The following is a 17,254-nucleotide window of genomic DNA, read 5'->3' as shown; positions in this document are numbered from 1 at the left end:
ATCATATGATACGGAATTAACGCCCCCTTAAAAAACGGAAACACACAAATGCCACGTTTTCAACTCACCTTTCGTCATTCTACCGCCCATTCCTAATGATGTCCTATTGCCGAAGTTCGATAATCGCCCCCTGAAGTTCATTCATTTCAACTTAACTGCATAGGGTTTACAAGCTTATTGCAGCAAGATATGGACATCCGGGAAGCGGGCGGCTTAGCTGGGGTGGCCTTTTTCTTTGGCCACGCAAATTAAAGTCGCTCGCCCTAGATGCAGGATCTTGACCGAGCAACACCAGATCTAGGGCCAAATTTTCTCGCAAACGATTGGAAAAAGAAAAGACGCCTCAAGGGCGTCTTTTTGACAGTTTTGCGTTATCGGCAGGAAGAGGCGTTAACCGCTTATTCCCATTCGATAGTTGCGGGCGGCTTGCCGGAGACGTCGTACACCACGCGGGAGATGCCGTTGATCTCGTTGATGATGCGGTTCGACACCAGGCCCAGGAAGTCGTACGGCAGATGGGCCCAGTGGGCGGTCATGAAGTCGATGGTCTCGACGGCACGCAGGGCAATGACCCAGTCGTACTTGCGACCGTCACCCATGACGCCGACGGAGCGCACCGGCAGGAAGACCGCAAATGCCTGGCTGACCTGGTTGTAGAGGTCGGCCTTGCGCAGCTCTTCGATGAAGATGGCATCGGCCTTGCGCAGCAGCTCGCAGTACTCTCTCTTCACCTCGCCGAGGACGCGCACACCCAGACCCGGGCCCGGGAAGGGGTGACGGTAGAGCATGTCGTAGGGCAGGCCCAGCTCCAGACCGACGCGGCGCACCTCGTCCTTGAACAGCTCGCGCAGCGGCTCGACCAGCCCCATCTTCATCTCGTCCGGCAGGCCACCGACGTTGTGGTGAGACTTGATGACGTGGGCCTTGCCGGTGGCGCTGGCGGCGGATTCGATCACATCCGGATAGATGGTGCCCTGGGCCAGCCACTTGGCGTTTTTCAGCTTCTTGGCTTCGTCGTCAAACACCTCGACGAAGACGCGGCCTATGGTCTTGCGCTTGGCTTCCGGCTCGTCGATCCCCTTGAGGGCGCCGAGGAAGCGCTCTTCGGCGTCGACCTTGATGATCTTGAGCCCGAAGTGATCGCCAAACATCTCCATCACCTGCACGCCTTCGTTCAAACGCAATAGGCCGTTGTCGACGAAGACGCAGGTCAGGCGATCGCCGATGGCGCGGTGCACCAGCATGGCGACGACTGAGGAGTCCACGCCACCGGAGAGGCCCAGGATCACCTCGTCGTCACCCACCTGCTCGCGGATGCGGGCGACGGCGTCGTCGATGATGGTGGCCGGGGTCCACAGGCATTCGCAGCCGCAGATGTCTTTGACGAAATGTTCGAGCAGACGGGCACCCTGGCGGGTGTGGGTCACTTCCGGGTGGAACTGCACGCCGTAGAATTTCTTCTCTTCGCAGGCCATGGCCGCATGGGGGCAGGTCGCGGTCTGGGCGATGGTGGCGAAGCCCGCCGGGATCTCGGTCACCTTGTCACCGTGGCTCATCCAGACGTCCAGCAGGGCGTGGCCGTTGGGGGCGATGGCGTCTTCGATGTTGCGCAGCAGGGCGCTGGCCTGACCGGACTGACCCAGCACTTCGACCTGGGCATAACCAAACTCACGTTCGGTGGAAGATTGCACCTTGCCACCGAGCTGCTCGGCCATGGTCTGCATGCCGTAGCAGATACCGAACACCGGCACGCCGGCGGTGAACACGTAGTCGGGGGCACGGGGGCTGCCTGCCTCGGTCACGGACTCGGGGCCGCCGGAGAGGATGATGCCGTTGGGATTGAATTCGCGGATCTGCGCTTCGGTCACATCCCAGGCCCACAGCTCGCAGTAGACACCGATCTCACGGACACGGCGGGCGATAAGCTGGGTGTACTGGGAACCGAAATCCAGGATCAGGATACGGTGAGCGTGAATATTTTTAGTCATTTTATTCCTGCATCAGGCTGATGTTGTCACAAAAAGTGTGGGATAAAAATGGTGTGAAAACGGGGCCAGAGCCCCGTTTTATCAGCCCATCCGATAGTTGGGGGCTTCTTTGGTAATGGTCACGTCGTGGACGTGGGACTCTTTCATCCCGGCCCCCGAGATGCGCACGAACTCAGCCTTGGTGCGCATTTCGTCGATGGTGGCGCTGCCGGTCAATCCCATGGAGGAGCGCAGGCCGCCCATCTGTTGGTGAATGATCTCTTTCAGGCGGCCCTTGTACGGCACCCGCCCTTCGATCCCTTCCGGCACCAGCTTGTCGGCGGCGTTGTCTGTCTGGAAGTAACGGTCGCTGGAGCCCTTGGACATGGCGCCCAGAGAACCCATGCCACGGTAGGACTTGAAGGAGCGGCCCTGGTAGAGCTCGATCTCGCCCGGTGCCTCTTCGGTACCGGCGAACATGGAGCCCACCATGACGCAGCTGGCGCCTGCGGCGATGGCCTTGGCCACATCACCGGAGAAGCGGATGCCGCCATCGGCAATGACCGGCACGCCGGTGCCTTCCAGCGCGTCCACGGCGTCGGAGATGGCGGTGATCTGGGGCACGCCGACACCGGTCACGATGCGGGTAGTACAGATGGAGCCCGGGCCTATGCCGACCTTGACGGCGTTGACGCCGGCGGCGACCAGCGCCAGGGCGCCGGCGGCGGTGGCGACGTTGCCGCCGATGATCTGCAGATCCGGGTAGGCATCGCGGGTCGCCTTGATGCGATCCAGCACGCCCTGGGAGTGGCCGTGGGAGGAGTCAATCAGCAGCACATCCACACCGGCCTCGACCAGGGCGGCGACGCGCTCCTCGTTGCCGGCACCGGCACCGACGGCGGCGCCGACGCGCAGGCGGCCGCGCTCGTCTTTACAGGCGTTCGGCTTGCGCTCGGCTTTCTGGAAGTCTTTGACGGTGATCATGCCCTTCAGTTTGAAGTCGGCATCGACCACCAGCACCTTCTCGATACGGTGCTTCTGCATCAGGGCGACCACCTCTTCGCGAGGGGCCCCTTCACGCACGGTGACCAGACGATCTTTCTGGGTCATGACTTGTTCGACGGTCTGGGAGAGATCGATCACGAAGCGCACGTCACGGCCGGTGATGATACCAACCAGCACGTTGCCCTCGGTCACCACGGGGTAACCGGCGAAGCCGTTCTTGAGGCTCAGCTCTTTGATCTGGGCGATGGTCATGTCAGGGCGTACGGTCACAGGGTCGGAAACGACGCCGCTCTCGTACTTTTTGACCTTGCGCACTTCGAAGGCCTGTTGCTCGATGGACATGTTCTTGTGAATGAAGCCGATACCGCCTTCCTGGGCCAGTGCGATAGCCAGACGGGCTTCGGTCACTGTGTCCATGGCAGCGGAAATCATCGGGATATTCAGGGAGATAGCAGACGTCAGCTTGGTACGCAGATCGGCTGTATTAGGAAGAACAGTGGAGTGGGCTGGAACCAACAATACATCGTCGAAGGTCAGCGCTTCTTTGGCAATCCTGAGCATGGCAATATCTCACCGTTGAGGAGTGGGGGTGTAAAATATTGCCGACAAATTTTACTCATGCATTGGCCACTGGTAAAGAAGTTTTTTGAATTTTTTATGGGGTAGCCCGGTTTAACGCCACCAACGGGGTAAAAAACCAATAAATTCAGGCGTAATCATGCCATTTTTCGCGACATGATGATCTTTTTTGCCGTTGGCATCCCATCTGCCACGAACCGCCCGTCGGATCACTTTTTAACAATTCCCCTCCCCCGCGCCTCTCCCATGGCTGCCACTCAGCCGCCCTGATAGCGGCCGGGCTTGTGCCAGTTCATCAGCATGGCGTTCATGGCGAGCGCACTCAGGGTGGACCAGAGCAGCAAGGGCAGCGGCAGCGTGAGCAAGGAGAGCGCAAACACCAGCACATCGAGCAGCATCTGGCTCTTGCCTGCGTTGATGCCGGCGCGCCTCTGCAACCAGAGCGTCACCACGCCTATGCCCCCCACCGAGGCGTTGTGGCGGGCGAGGGATAACACCCCCATGCCGAGGAAGGTGCCCCCCACCAAGGCGGCAAACAGCGGGTGGATGTAGCTCACCGTCAGCAGCAGCGGCACCCCCTGGGTCGCGGCCGAGAGCGCCACGTTGACCACCAGCGTCTTGAGCATGAAGCCCCGCCCCATGGTGAAGTAGCTGAACACCAGAAAAGGCAGGTTGGCCAGGAAGAACAGCAGGCCGATGGGCAGGCTGCTGACATGGGCGAGCAGCAGCGCTATGCCCGCGATGCCGCCGGTGATCATGCCGGAGCACTTGAGCAGGTTCAGGCCCACGGCGATGAACATGACGCCGAGCACCATGCCATAGACATCATCCTTGAGGCTATGAGCCAGTCCCTTGCCAGCTGAGAGCGGCGACTGCAGGGTCATATCATTGGCCATATGGCTCCTTTCAATTACAACATTGGGACTCTTTCCCACTCGGCAATTCCCCCTGGGCTTCTGCCGATGAGGGATGCATTCGATAGCGTACAAGGAGACGTCCTTTCCATAGAACGCGCCCACGACATGCTGCAGCAAGAACGACGCCAGTCGGAACAAGAATCCGCATACTATTGTTTATTTGAATTTAAACGCCAAATTTAACATTTAAACCAGATGATACGACCAACTAAAAAACCTGAGGATCCAGCGGGGCAGCATAACTGCGATGCCAGAAGAGATGCCCACGCCGGGAGTCTGCATTTTCCCCCTCACCGCTGGGGTCAATAGGCCGGCAAGGCTTGCCCTATCAGGCCTGAGACTGGGAGAGGTGATCCCGGAGCCCCCCTGAGCGAGGCGCCGTCTTGAGCAAATGGGGTAACCATCGGCGTGGCATGATGCACCACAAGCGCACCATAAAAGTGCAGGTGCGCCATTAAGGTGCAATGAGAGGTTGGCTTCCCCCTCCCACCAGGGGTGAACGGAGACAAAAAAGTCGGCCCGCGGGCCGACTCTTTGACGGGCTGTGCATCACTTCAGATATTTGCCGTCGACCCCTATCTTGCCGGGGCCGTTGAGCACCCAGACACGGGCGGAATAGGCCGGTACCTGGAACGAGAGCGTGCCATTGCCGACCGTTAACGTGCTGCCGGTGACCGCCTCTGTGTAGCTGCCGTTCCGGATGCCGCTGATGGTGATCTGCTGGGCCGAGTTCGCGGCCAGGCCGACCGCCGCATAGCTGCCCTCGGCGCCGAGATCGCGCACGAAGCTGATGCCGCTCCCCCACTCGTTGACCTGGCTCATGGGCGCCTTCTGCAGGGCCGGCACCGCCTTGCGGATCTGGTTCAGGCGTTTGATGTGCTGGTAGAGCGGGTGTGATGGGGTCGCCGGGTTGTCCAGCACCTCGCCGTAGTAGGCGCGGCCGGTCTGATCCACCGTCATGGTGGCTCCATCGATGTCCTGCGGCTTGCCGGACTGGAACATCACCTCCTCCCCGTAGTAGAGGGTCGGGATGCCCCGCGCCGTCCACAGCAGGTTGTAGGTCATGGCCGCATTGCCCTCTTCCCCGCCATAACGGTACTTGAAGTCGTTGTCCGGCCCCACGTCATGGTTCTGGAAGAAGGTGATGAGCTTGGTGGCATCCCCATAGACCCAATCCATGCCGAAGATGCCGCCCACCCCGCCGAAGCTGCCCTTGGTGACGTTGTCACGGAAGGTCGAGAACAGGGAGAAGTCGAGCACCGACAGCCCGGAGTCGCCGCCGGCGCGGGGATTGGCCGGGTTGGCTGTGGTGCGGGTATACCACCAGGGGCGGATCACCGCCGAGGCGTTGTCGTTGGCCAACTCGGAGCCCCAGCCCGTGCCCTTCACCAGGTTCTCGCCGAACACGAACAGCCCCGGCTTGTGGGCCTGCCAGTCATGGACATAGCTGAGTAGCTCGTCGCGCTCTATGTGCTTGAGGGTATCGATGCGGATGGCGTCGACCCCCATGTCGAGGTATTGGTGGATGGCGCCGTTGAGATACGCCTTGACGTTGGCGTTGCCGGTCGCCAGATCGATGCAGTCACCCGCCATGTGCTTGCGCTGCAGGGCGAGCGGGCTTTCCCAGTCGCCGCCGGACATGAAACCGTCCTGGTGATACCAGCTCGGATCCAGCCCCTGGGCATCGATGCCGAAGAAGCGGTTCGGGTTGTAACCAGCGCTCGGCACGCTGCTGCCGCTCTTGGGATCCACCAGCGGCACCAGGCCTGCCGGATCGGACTGACAGCGGGCCTTGTACCAGTCGGGCGCCGCCGGGTTGTCATCGTCACAGCGGTTGAGGGTGGCGTAATCCCCCAGGTTGCCCTGGTAGGGACCGTTGTTGATCAACCCCTGGCTTGAGCCCGTCGGCACGTAGTATTTGACCGGCAGGCGATCGATCCACACCTTGCCGCGCAGGCCGTACTGGCTGGAGTGGTTGATGACCACGTCCTGTATCACCTTGAGCCCCTTGCCGTGGGCCGCCTGGATAAATTCCCGGTAGCCGGCGCCTGGCGACTCCAGCCGGGGATCGACCCGGTAGAAGTCATAGGCATGATAGCCGTGGTAGTCGAGGCCGGAACGGTTCTCCACCGGCGGCGTCACCCAGATGGCGGTGAAGCCGAGATCCTTGATGTAGTCGAGCTTCCCGATGAGCCCCTTGAAGTCGCCGCGCCAGTGGGGATCCCCGGCCTTGTAGCGATCCCGGTTGTAATAGTTGTTGCCCGCATCGCCATCATAGAAGCGGGCGGTCAGCAGGAAGTAGATGCTCTCGCCCCGAAAATCGCCGCTGGCCACCCCCTGCTCACCGATATGGTAACTGAAGCTCTGGGTCTGCTGATTGCCGCTGGCATCTATGCCCAGGGTATTGATCACCAGATCGGCCCCGCTGCCCTTGTCGCTGGCGTCGATCGACTGTCCGGCGTAACGCGTGGAGCTCGTGGTGGGCGTGCTGCCATCCAGGGTGAAGTAGAGCCTGGGGGCACCGTCCTGATCGTCGCTCACCGTCAGGCTGACTGACTGCGCCTGGGCATAGCTGCCGGCGGGCGGGGTCGCGCTGACCGTCGGCGCCTGAGTATCGACCCCGGCCAGCGGCGCCACATCCAGCGCCTTGCGCTGGGCATCGAAGCAGATGCGATAGCCGGTGTTGGCCGCCACCTTGTAGTCCTGAGCCGGGTAGGCCTCGGTCCAGTCCCCCTTGCGATCGATCTTGAAGCGGGGATCGCTGCTGCCAAAGGCCTGCTCGGTGCAGAAATTCACCCCATCCAGGCTGGTCATCGCCGTGAGACCCCAGTTGTTCGGGGTGCCACGGAAGTACCACTTGTCGCCGGCGACGGCCTCCCCGACCACCACGCTGACGCTGCTGCCGGCCTTGGCCCCCTGATCGTCGGTGACCGTCAGGCCATAGGTGAAGGTGCCTGCCTGGCTGGTGTTGACGACTATGCTCTCCGTGCTCTCGCCGCTGCTCCAGAGGTAGCCGGTGACCTGGCCATCGGGATCGGTGGAGTCGCTGCCGCTCAGGGTCAGCGCCGCCCCCAGTGCGACTCGGACCGTGCCGCCCGGGCTGATGACCGCCAGCGGCGGCTGGTTGTCATCCCCCAGGGGCGTGATGCTGTAGGCTTGCGTCTGATCATTGACCTGGAAGCGCACCGTGCCGGTCCCGCTCCAGAAGATGTCGCCGCCGCCGGGCTCCAGCACCCCATCGGCGTTGCTGTCGCCGAAGCTGGTCACCCAGTCACCTGCCTGATCGAACTTGAGGCGCTGGTTGGTCTTGCCATCCAGATAGGCCTCGGCCTGCCACAGGTGATCGGCCACCAGCTGCATGGGCACACTGCTCCAGCCGTTGAAGGTGCCACGCACCTGCAGTTGCGGCCATGTCTTGGCGAAGCCGGACGAGGTGCAGCTGTCGACCGCCGTGGCAGTGATCGCCTGGTTGCCGGCGTTGATGCGGATCCGGTAGTGGGTGTTGGCGCTGACCGCGTAATCGGCCGCCGGGTAACTCTGCTGCCAGTTGCCGTATCTGTCGATCTTGAAGCGCGGGCCGCCGCTGGCATCCCCGCTCTGGAACAGCTGACAGGTGTCGTAATTGACGCCGTCGGTCGAGACCATGTGGGTCGCCGACCACCCATTGGCGGTGCCACGGAAGAACCACTCCGCCGCCATGGTGGCCGGCGATATGACGAGCGCCCCCAACAGGCCGGCAGCCATTATCCATCTAGCCATTGATAGTCCTTTATTCTTTTGTGTGTGAGGCCGGGCATGCGTCCCGGCATGCCCCCCATCCGCTACCGCCTGTCTTCAGATGAGCTCGGTCAGTCTAGGGCGCAGGCGGGCCTATTCATGGCAGATGAGTGCAAAATGTGACCACAATCGACCTCGGGATTGGCTAGATGTGATTGATAGCGCTTTCATTTCTGCTCCCGCCTCGCCCTCTTTCCAGGGCTCTCGACGCCAACTCTTCCCCCTCGCGATCCAGGCTCCGGTGATTAAAACGCGATTGATAATGTTTCTTGTTTGCAGGCCCTGAAGTGGCGCATGCTGAGCGCCAAAGGCTGGCTTTGGCGCCTATTTCATAGACATTTGAGTACGAACATGACGATCAGGAAGGAAGCAGGTCGATGAGCGCCTGTGCAATGAGACCGGCCATCGGCCGCGACAAGATGGCATTTGGCCCTGTCCAGCTCACCTGCCTGGCCATCGCCGCGCTCCTGCACCTCGCCATCCTGTGGCTGATGCAGGGGAGCCACTCCGCCCCCATCCAGCCGCCCGAGCCCCTCACCCTGTCTGCCCGCTGGGCCGGGGAGTCGAACAAGGATGACGCGCCGGGCAAACCGGCGGCGCCAGCGCCCACCCCGGCACAGCCGAAGGTAGTCAAGCAGCCCGCGCCGGTTCAGCACAAGCCGGTCAAGCCGATCGTCAAGAAAACCGCTCCCAAGCCTGTGCCAAAGGCACCGCCCAAGCCAGCCCCCCTGGTCAAACCCGTCACCAAGGCTCAGCCGGTAACGACACCAGCGGCGCCCGCCGCGCCGCTGAATACGGCCAATCACCAGAGCGGCAGCAGCAGTGCACCTGCCAAGACGAACCAGACTGGGTCCGGCGGGGGCAGCAGCGCCCCCATTGCCCGCGATGCCAGCTTGAACAACCCTGAGCCCCCCTATCCTCATGAGTCACGCAGACGAGGGGAGGAAGGGCGTGTGGTGTTGAAGGTTCGCGTCAGCAAGGAGGGCACGGCCGAGTCGGTCGAGGTCGAAAACAGCAGCGGTTACCGGCGCCTGGACATGGTTGCCCGCAAGACGGTCAGCCGCTGGCGCTTCATCCCGGCCAGGCAGAATAACGCCGCCGTCGCGGCCTGGACCGGGGTCACCATCATCTTCAAGTTAGGGACATAACCATGAATCCGGAAATCGAAACGAACGGGATGGGCATCGCTCATCTGCTCAGCCAGAACACGGGAGTGGGCCTTATCCCATTGATCTTGCTGGTGCTGATGTCGCTTGCTACCTGTTACTACGCCCTGCTCAAACTCTGGCTCGGCTATCGCGAGCAGCGCCTCAATGCCCAGTTCGTGGGCCAGTTCTGGCAACACGCCAGCGTGCAGGAGATGGAGCGCCAGCTCGCCCAGACGCCGCCTCAGGAAGGCTATGGCCGGGTGACGCGTGCTGCCCTCGCGGCCGTGGCTCAGCTTGACAGGGCGCAGGAGCGGGCCGTCTCCCTCAAGTTGGGATCCCCCGACGACTTTTTGCTGCGCGCCCTGCGCCAGGCCATCACCCTGGAGCGGATCCGCCTCGAACAGGGCCTGACCTTGCTCGCCTCCGTGGGCTCTGCGGCCCCCTTCATCGGGCTGTTTGGCACCGTGTGGGGCATCTATCATGCCCTGCTTGCCATCGGCAGCGCCGGCCAGAGCAGCCTGGACAAGGTGGCGGGTCCGGTCGGAGAGGCGCTGATCATGACCGGCTTTGGCCTCGCCGTCGCCCTGCCGGCGGTGCTCATCTACAACTTCTTCGTGCGCCGCAATCGCCTCAAGCTGGCGGCTCTCGACGAGTTTGCCTATGACCTCTTCGCCTTGCTGGTGACCGGGTTCGAGCAGGCCTCGCCCAAGGTCACCCAGCTCGCCGAGCGTGAAGCCAGGAAGGGGCGCGGATAATGGCATTTGGTAAATTATCCAGTGACTCGGACGATCAACCCCTCTCCGAGATCAACATGATCCCGATGATCGATGTCATGCTGGTGCTGCTGATCGTCTTCATGATCACGGCCCCCCTGCTGACCAACGCGGTCAAGCTCGACTTGCCCGAGGCCAGCAGCCAGGCCAATCAGCCGAAACAGGACGACATCAGCCTCTCCATCGACGGGGCCGGCAAGATGTACTGGAATGACAAGCCGGTCGACGAGGCGGCCCTGATCGCCCAGATGAGCGCGGTCGACCAGAAGGCGCAGGAGCTCCCCGAGATCCAGCTGCGCATCGACAAGAGTGTCGAATACGGCACCATTGCCAGAGTAATGGCCCTGGCCTCTCAGCATGGCCTGCACAAGATCGCCTTTGTCAGCCAACCCGAGGCCGAGTGATCGCCCTAGGTCAGTGCGAATCGAAGCGACGCTGGCAACAAGGCATCACCCAGGTGGTGCCTTGCTTGTTTGCCTCCCCATCACCCGGTTGTCAGACGCGGGGCATCCCTGCATGATGCGGGATCTGCATGTCAGAGCGCTGGCGTGAGCCCCATGATTTCAAGGAGAGAAGATGAGAACATCGGATTATGTGAGGCTGCTGGTACTGGCGGCCATCTGGGGCGCCAGCTTCCTGTTCATGCGCATCGCAGCGCCGGCGTTCGGCTCGGTCAATACCACCTTCCTGCGGGTTCTGTTCGCCCTCATCGGGCTCGCCGTCATGCTCCTGCTGCTGCGCACCCCCATGAGGTTCAAGGGCAAGCTGAGATCCGCCATGCTGCTCGGCATCATCAACTCAGGTGTGCCCTTTCTGATGTACGCCATCGCCGCGCTCTGGTTGCCGGCCGGCTACTCGGCCATCCTGAACGCGACCACCCCGCTGATGGGGGCCATGATCGGCTTCTCGTTCTTCGACGAGAAGCTGAGCCCGCGCAAGTGGTTCGGTGTGATGCTGGGGCTCGTCGGCATCGCCCTCATCACCACCACCGGCGAGGTGCACCTGAGCGGCAACGTGATCATCGGCGTGCTGGCCTGCCTGTTTGCCACCGCCTGTTACGGCTGCGCCGGTTTCCTGACCCGCCGCTGGATCACCGAGCAGGGCGGCCTCGATGCCAAGCTGGTGGCCTTCGGCAGCCAGCTGGGCGCCTGCGTGTTTCTGCTGCCCTTCTTCGGCTACACCATGACGGCGGGGCCCGCCGTCAACTGGGCTATCCCCGAGGTGTGGGCCAGCATCCTGGCCGTCGGCTTCGTCTGTACCGCCCTCGCCTACCTGCTCTATTTCAGGCTGATCGCCGACATCGGGCCGCTGCGCTCCCTGACGGTAACCTTCCTCATCCCGCCGTTCGGCATCTTCTGGGGCTATCTGGTGCTCGGCGAGACCCTCACCGAGGGCTTCATCATCGGCGGCGTCATCGTCTGCCTCTCGGTCTGGCTGGTGGTCAGCCCGGCCAGGAGCCAGCCCAGGGTGAACCCGGAAGTCGAACGCTAGTCATGACGGGGCCGAGCGACAGGCTCGGCTCAGCGTCCAAACTGGGGTAAGATGGCCCCATTCGCTTTCTCCTTTTTTCATCCCCCTCGGCCTTGCCAAGGAGAGGGGCGCACCAGCAGGATCTGCCTTGAACCACCTCGACGACCGCCAGCAGAAGCAGCAACAGATCTTTACCGTCACCCGCCTCAACAGCGCCGTGCGCATGATCCTGGAGCAGGATCTGGGGCTGGTGTGGCTGACGGGGGAGCTCTCCAACCTGGCGATGCCAAGCTCGGGCCACTGGTATTTCTCCTTGAAAGACATCTCGGCCCAGGTGCGCTGCGCCATGTTCAAGGGCAACAACCGCCGGGTGCCGTTCCGCCCGCAAGATGGCATGCAGGTGTTGGTACAGGCGCGGGTCTCCCTCTACGAGCCGCGCGGCGACTATCAGCTGATCATCGAGTCGATGCAACCCGCCGGCGATGGCATGCTGGCCCTGCGCTTCGAGGAGCTCAAGCGCCGCCTTGGCGCCGAGGGGCTGTTTGACGAGGGCCGCAAGCGGCCGCTGCCGCGCGAGCCCCGCGCCGTGGGACTGGTCACCTCCGCCACCGGCGCCGCCCTGCACGACATGCTGACGGTGCTTGAGCGCCGCGCCCCGGATCTGCCGGTCTTCATCTACCCGACCCAGGTGCAGGGCAGCGCCGCCATCGGTCAGATAGTGGCGGCGATCCATCTGGCCAACCGCCGCGCCGAGGTGGATGTGCTGATCGTCGGTCGCGGCGGCGGATCACTGGAAGATCTCTGGTGCTTCAACGAGGAGGCGGTGGCCCGGGCCATCGCAGGCTCCACCATCCCCGTCATCAGCGCGGTGGGCCACGAGGTGGACGTCACCATCAGCGACTTCGCCGCCGACTTGCGCGCCCCCACCCCCTCCGCCGCCGCCGAGCTGGTGGCGCCGGATCAGGGCGCCCGCGCACAGCGCCTCACCCACCTGGGGCAGCGGCTGACCCAGGCCATCAGCCGCCACCAGACCGCCGCCCGCCACGGCTTCGCGCTGCTGCAAAAGCGGCTCGACCATCAGGATCCGAAACGTCGGCTGGAACAGCAGTCCCAACGGCTGGACGAGCTCTCCAGCCGTTTGCAGCAGCTGCTCAACCAGCGCCTGCATCAGGGGGAGCGGCGCCTCGCCAACCTGGAGCTGCGGCTGCAGGCCAGGAGCCCGGAAAAGCTGCTGGCCGCCGGGAAGCGCCGTCACCAGCTGGCCGAGGAGCGCCTCTTCGCCCTGATGGCCAAGCGCCAGAGTCTCGCCGACCATCGCCTCGCCATGCTAAGCGCCCGCCTCGACGGGGTGAGCCCGCTCGCCACCCTGGGGCGCGGTTACTCCATCACCCGCACACAGGGTGGTGAGGTGATCAGCCGCGCCGCCCAGGTGAGCGCCGGGCAGTCGCTGGTCACCACCCTCGCAGAGGGGCATCTGCGGGTGCGGGTCGAAGAGGTGCACAACCCATAGATAAACAAGGGGGCCTTCAATCGGCCCCCTTTTCGTCCCCTCCTCGTCTTGATCCCAGCCCGTTACACCAGCGAGTGCCGCACCGCCTCTGCCGGATGAGCGCCGCTCGCTGCCCCGCCATCCAGCGGGTTGAGCTGCAGGAACTCGAACAGCCCGGCCTGCAGATTGACGTTCCAGAAACGCCCCGCCAGGGTCAGCTCAAGCCGCTCCTCCATCAACTCCGCCAGCCCGTGCCGTTGCCATGCCTGAAACAGCGGCAACAGGTGCGTCCGCAGTGATGGTGGCAGCCGGGTCAGCGCGAGCCAGCCGGTATCTAGGGCGCCGCGCAGCAGGCCGTCGATGTGCGCGTTGGGATTGCGCCCCATCACCATGCCGGGCGCCCGCACGCCGCTCGCCAGCGCCTCGTGCCAGAGCGCCAGATCCCGGCCGTACATCAGGCCATGACCCTGCACATTGCCCCCGGCGCCGGCGCCGAAGGGGAGGATCTCGGCGCCGCGCTTGGCCATCTGGTTGTAGCGGCTCTGCTCGCGCTCCCCCCGCCGCCAGTGGCTGCTGGAGAGCCGCTGCCAGCCTCCCTGCTCCAGGGTCTGGGCGCCATAGGCATACATGCCGGCCCGCTGCTGGCCGTCGGCCGACCAGCCGAGCCTGCCCTTCTCCTGCGCCCGCTCCAGATTGGTACCCGCCATGGCGATGAGCTGATAGAGATCCACCCCGTGCACCCCGCTCGCCATCACGTCCGCTATGTCCTGGCGCCAGACCGCGTCATCCTGCCCCGGCAGGCCGAAGATGAGATCCGCCACTATGACGGCTGCATCATCTCGGGTCAGCTCGGCCAGCCGATCGAGCAGGGTCTCCCTGTCATCGAAGCGGGCCGCCTGCTGGCGCACTTCTGTATTGAAGCTCTGCACGCCAAACGAGAAGCGGTTGAAGCCCCCCGCCAGCGCGGTCTGCCACTTCTCGTCATCGAAGCCGTTGAGCCGCCCCTCCAGGGTCAGCTCCGCATCCTCACTCAAGGGAAAACGGCGGATCGCCGTGGCTAGGCGCGCCAGATCCTCTGCCGCCATGTCGGTCGGGGTGCCGCCCCCCACGTAGACGGCCGAGAAGGGCCGACTCTGACCTAGGCGGGACTCGGCGGCCCGCTGCAGGCTGTCACACAGGGCCGCCATGTAGCGGCTCATGCGCGCCGGATTGGCGCCATTCTCGAAGAAGTTGCAGAAGCTGCAACGCTTGCGACAGAACGGAATGTGGATGTAGAGCGCCCGCTCCTGCGCCTGGCTCGGTTGTTGCCACCAGCCTTGCCAGGCGGCGTCATCCAGCGACAAGGGGCGAATGCCGCCCCGGCTGGCGTGGGCCGAGGTCTTGGCGGTGAAGGCAAACTTGAGGGGATCGGGAGTCGAGAGCCCGGTCATGGTCGGGGTGAGCTGTGCTGTCGTCACTGGCGGTTACCATTTGGAAATAATGCAAATGATAACGAATATCACTCAATGGTGAGCTTGTGCCAGATCAAGTCTGTGGCACTGGGCCGCCATTTATCCCTCGGGCTGGCATCAGCCAGGGGGTTTGTTGAGCGAAGGTCGGTTCAGGAGAGAGTGTACTGGCGGAGAACCACTCCCCTGTCGGCATCGGGGTCATCGACAGGAGAGCGGACACACACGCATTCAGGCTAGCGGGGAGCCTTGCTGCCAGCCTCGGGCGACGGCCGGAGGCGGCGAATGCACTGCGACTGGGGTGGGATCAGCCGTTGCCGATGATGATGGCCACCCGGCGATTCTCCGCCCGTCCGGCGGCGGTGCCGTTGTCGGCGACTGGCGCCTGCTCGCCACGACCACGAATGTCCAGGTTGGCCGCCGGCATCCCCACCGACGCCAGCACGTCGGCCACGGACTGGGCCCGCTTGCGGGAGAGCTGCTCGTTGTAGGCCGCCTCGCCGTTGGAGTCGGTATGACCGTCGACCCTGACCCGGTTCAGGCCCACGTCCAGCAGGGCCTTGCCCAGCTTCTCCACCACCTGGCGGGTATTGGGGTTGAGTGCGCCCACGTTGTTGGCAAACAGCACCTTGTTGGAGATGTCCAGCGTCCAGCCCTCATCGGTGAGGTGGAAGCCCTGCTCCTTGAGCACGGTCACCTGCTCTGCCGTGAGACCCTGAGGCGCACTCTGGCAAGCCGCCAACGCACTCAACGAGAGCCCGAACAGACCCACCTTCATCAGGTTGAAAATTTTCATTGTTATAGTCCTTTTGTTATTTTTGCCTGCAAAAACATCAAATACTCAGCTTGTGGTCGGTGACCTCCTCCCTGCGTTGTCGTTTGGCTTGATACATGGCACTGTCCGCGTGCTGCAGCAGCTCATCGGCGGTCAGCCCCTGCTCGGGGAACATGGCATAGCCGACGCTGACCTTGGCCACCAGATGGCGGCCATCCCCCAATACCACGGGCACTATCATCGCCTGCTGGATCCGGATCATCACGTCGCGCACCTCGCGCTCATGCTGCAGCGGCGCCAGCAGGACCGCAAACTCGTCCCCCCCCAGCCGGCACACCAGATCCATGGGTCGCAGTTGATGCTGTATCCGCCTGGCCAGCGTCACCAGCACCTCGTCACCGGCGGCATGGCCCAGGCTGTCATTGATCTGCTTGAAGCGGTCGCAATCGAGGTACAGCAGGGCGAACCGCTCATGCTGGGCGCGACCGGTCATGATGGATTGATCCAGCCGGGCTTCGAACAACGCGCGATTGGGGAGCCCCGTCAGGGGATCGTGGGTCGCCTGGTGCAGCAGGCTGGCATTCTCCCGTTTCTGATGGAGTTGCCAGGCCTCCAGCTCATCAAGCAGGGAGTTGAAATCTTCCCCGAGCTCATGCAACTCGGCGATGTCGGCCGCCGGGACGCGCTGCTTGAGGGCGCGCTGACGGCGGACGCTGTGGGCCACCTGCGCCAGCGCCTTGAGGGGATCTGTGATGGAGTACTGCATGCGGTGCGCCACATAGAGCGCCCCCAGTATGCTGAGCAGCAGGCAGAGCAGGGTCGCCATCAGGGTCTGCAACAGGAAGCGCAGCAGGTATTGGCCGTGGCCGACCAGGTGGATCCGCGCTATCTCCTTGCCCTCCCGCAGCACCGGCAGCTCCACCGGTCCCGGCAGGATCAGGTGGGCCAGCTGTTGCTCCAGGCTGGACCAGGGGGTGGTGATGGCCCGGGTCCAGCTCGCCAGCACCTGGCCATCGGCCAGCTGGATGCGGGCGCTGGCCACATCCTCGTGGGAGGCGATGGCCTGCAGGGTCTCTTTCGCCGCCTCCTCGTCGTGGAACACCACCGCCGCCTCAGTGGTGTAACTGATGGCGCGTGCCACCAGTTCGAGGTTGTGATCGGCGTAGAGGCGCAGCGCCAGCAGGGCGGTGATGGTCAGGAACAGGCCGGCCATGCAGACCGCGGTGAGGGAGGTCATCATGTGGGTGCGGCCCAGGCTCTGTCGCAACGTGATCCGCTGCTCGGAAGGGATCTGATTCTTCATCGTGCGTCCTCGTCCGCCCTGGCCAGCTTGAGCACGGCCGGGTGTACCCGCACGCCGCTGCGGGCGAGCGCATCCAGATTGACCTTGAAGCGCACCCGCTCCTGGCTGGCCTGCAGGCAGAACACCGCATCGGCGATGCACTCGTGGCTCTGTTCACCGATGCTGAGGATGGCGTGCCCACGCAGGCGCTGGAACAGCGCCACCCGTTGCTCGCTCGTCATCACCCCCAGATAGAGCACGTCACAGCGCTGGCTCAAGGCCTCGTCATCCAGATCGTAACGGTGCACATCGACCGGGCGGCCGTTGGCCTGCTGCTTGATGGAGGGCAGAGCCCCGGCATATTCCGTCGGCGCCGCGATGCACAGGCGCAACTCGGCAGGCTCGGTGGGCCAGCGGGTATAGCTAAGGATGTCGAGCACCGTCTGGCGCACCAGCTCGGCGCGCACCTCGGCCGAGGTCTCGCTGACGCTGGCCAGCGCCAGCGAGCAGAACAGCAGCGCCAGCCACGCCATGGCCCGGATCAGAGAATGTGACTGCATGATGCCTGCCTGTTCACGTCTGCCCAAGAGGCCAGAGGGCTATGCCAAAGAGGAGTGGCATCAA

13 protein-coding genes are annotated in these 17,254 nt (G+C 63.5%); 5 read left to right on the top strand and 8 right to left on the bottom strand.

From position 1 onward, the window contains the following. Window positions 1-398 precede the first annotated feature (398 nt). From guaA to EL255_RS09330, 4 genes are all read right to left on the bottom strand, one after another. The gene (guaA, locus tag EL255_RS09345; protein WP_042653655.1) at window positions 399-1,988 is read right to left on the bottom strand and encodes a glutamine-hydrolyzing GMP synthase; all 1,590 of its coding nucleotides are present in this window, start codon (window positions 1,986-1,988) and stop codon (window positions 399-401) included. 81 nt (window positions 1,989-2,069) lie between these two features. Next, a complete protein-coding gene (gene guaB, locus EL255_RS09340; protein WP_042653654.1) occupies window positions 2,070-3,533 on the bottom strand; it encodes an IMP dehydrogenase in 1,464 nt (487 codons plus the stop codon). Between the two features lie 275 nt (window positions 3,534-3,808). Beyond that, entirely contained in the window at window positions 3,809-4,447 is a 639-nt protein-coding gene (locus tag EL255_RS09335; protein ID WP_042653653.1) for a YitT family protein, read from the bottom strand. 570 nt (window positions 4,448-5,017) lie between these two features. Further along, the gene (locus EL255_RS09330) at window positions 5,018-8,227 is read right to left on the bottom strand and encodes an alpha-amylase family glycosyl hydrolase (protein WP_232018933.1); all 3,210 of its coding nucleotides are present in this window, start codon (window positions 8,225-8,227) and stop codon (window positions 5,018-5,020) included. A gap of 395 nt (window positions 8,228-8,622) precedes the next feature. On the opposite strand from EL255_RS09330, the gene EL255_RS09325 reads away from it, so the two are divergent. The 5 genes from EL255_RS09325 (at window position 8,623) to xseA (ending at window position 13,146) form a co-directional block, all read left to right on the top strand. After that, a complete protein-coding gene (locus EL255_RS09325; protein ID WP_042653652.1) occupies window positions 8,623-9,393 on the top strand; it encodes an energy transducer TonB in 771 nt (256 codons plus the stop codon). A 2-nt stretch (window positions 9,394-9,395) separates the two neighbouring features. Further along, on the top strand, window positions 9,396-10,148 hold the full coding sequence (locus EL255_RS09320; RefSeq protein ID WP_042653651.1) for a MotA/TolQ/ExbB proton channel family protein: 753 nt from the start codon (window positions 9,396-9,398) through the stop codon (window positions 10,146-10,148). Beyond that, on the top strand, window positions 10,148-10,570 hold the full coding sequence (locus EL255_RS09315; RefSeq protein ID WP_042653650.1) for an ExbD/TolR family protein: 423 nt from the start codon (window positions 10,148-10,150) through the stop codon (window positions 10,568-10,570). The genes EL255_RS09320 and EL255_RS09315 overlap by 1 nt, the downstream gene beginning before the upstream one ends. A gap of 172 nt (window positions 10,571-10,742) precedes the next feature. Continuing rightward, window positions 10,743-11,657 (top strand): DMT family transporter, encoded by a 915-nt coding sequence (locus EL255_RS09310; RefSeq protein ID WP_042653649.1) that lies wholly within the window; start codon window positions 10,743-10,745, stop codon window positions 11,655-11,657. Between the two features lie 202 nt (window positions 11,658-11,859). Further along, window positions 11,860-13,146 (top strand): exodeoxyribonuclease VII large subunit, encoded by a 1,287-nt coding sequence (gene xseA, locus EL255_RS09305; protein ID WP_408608805.1) that lies wholly within the window; start codon window positions 11,860-11,862, stop codon window positions 13,144-13,146. Between the two features lie 62 nt (window positions 13,147-13,208). On the opposite strand, the gene hutW is transcribed toward xseA, so the two are convergent. The 4 genes from hutW to EL255_RS09285 form a co-directional block, all read right to left on the bottom strand. After that, window positions 13,209-14,555, bottom strand: a complete 1,347-nt coding sequence (hutW, locus tag EL255_RS09300) for a heme anaerobic degradation radical SAM methyltransferase ChuW/HutW (RefSeq protein ID WP_042653647.1) — start codon at window positions 14,553-14,555, stop codon at window positions 13,209-13,211. A gap of 325 nt (window positions 14,556-14,880) precedes the next feature. Next, window positions 14,881-15,369 (bottom strand): outer membrane lipoprotein YfiB, encoded by a 489-nt coding sequence (locus tag EL255_RS09295; RefSeq protein ID WP_042653646.1) that lies wholly within the window; start codon window positions 15,367-15,369, stop codon window positions 14,881-14,883. 37 nt (window positions 15,370-15,406) lie between these two features. Continuing rightward, window positions 15,407-16,651: a diguanylate cyclase DgcN/YfiN gene (locus EL255_RS09290; protein WP_042653645.1), complete on the bottom strand. Its 1,245-nt coding sequence runs from the start codon at window positions 16,649-16,651 to the stop codon at window positions 15,407-15,409. Next, window positions 16,648-17,190, bottom strand: a complete 543-nt coding sequence (locus EL255_RS09285) for a regulatory sequestration protein YfiR (RefSeq protein ID WP_170176002.1) — start codon at window positions 17,188-17,190, stop codon at window positions 16,648-16,650. The genes EL255_RS09290 and EL255_RS09285 overlap by 4 nt, the downstream gene beginning before the upstream one ends. Window positions 17,191-17,254: the final 64 nt, after the last annotated feature.

It is taken from the genome of Aeromonas encheleia, from assembly GCF_900637545.1.
In the GTDB taxonomy this organism is placed as follows: Bacteria; Pseudomonadota; Gammaproteobacteria; order Enterobacterales; family Aeromonadaceae; genus Aeromonas; species Aeromonas encheleia.
The sequence above is the reverse complement of the archived record's forward strand: the minus strand, read 5'-3'. Positions and strand labels throughout refer to the sequence as shown.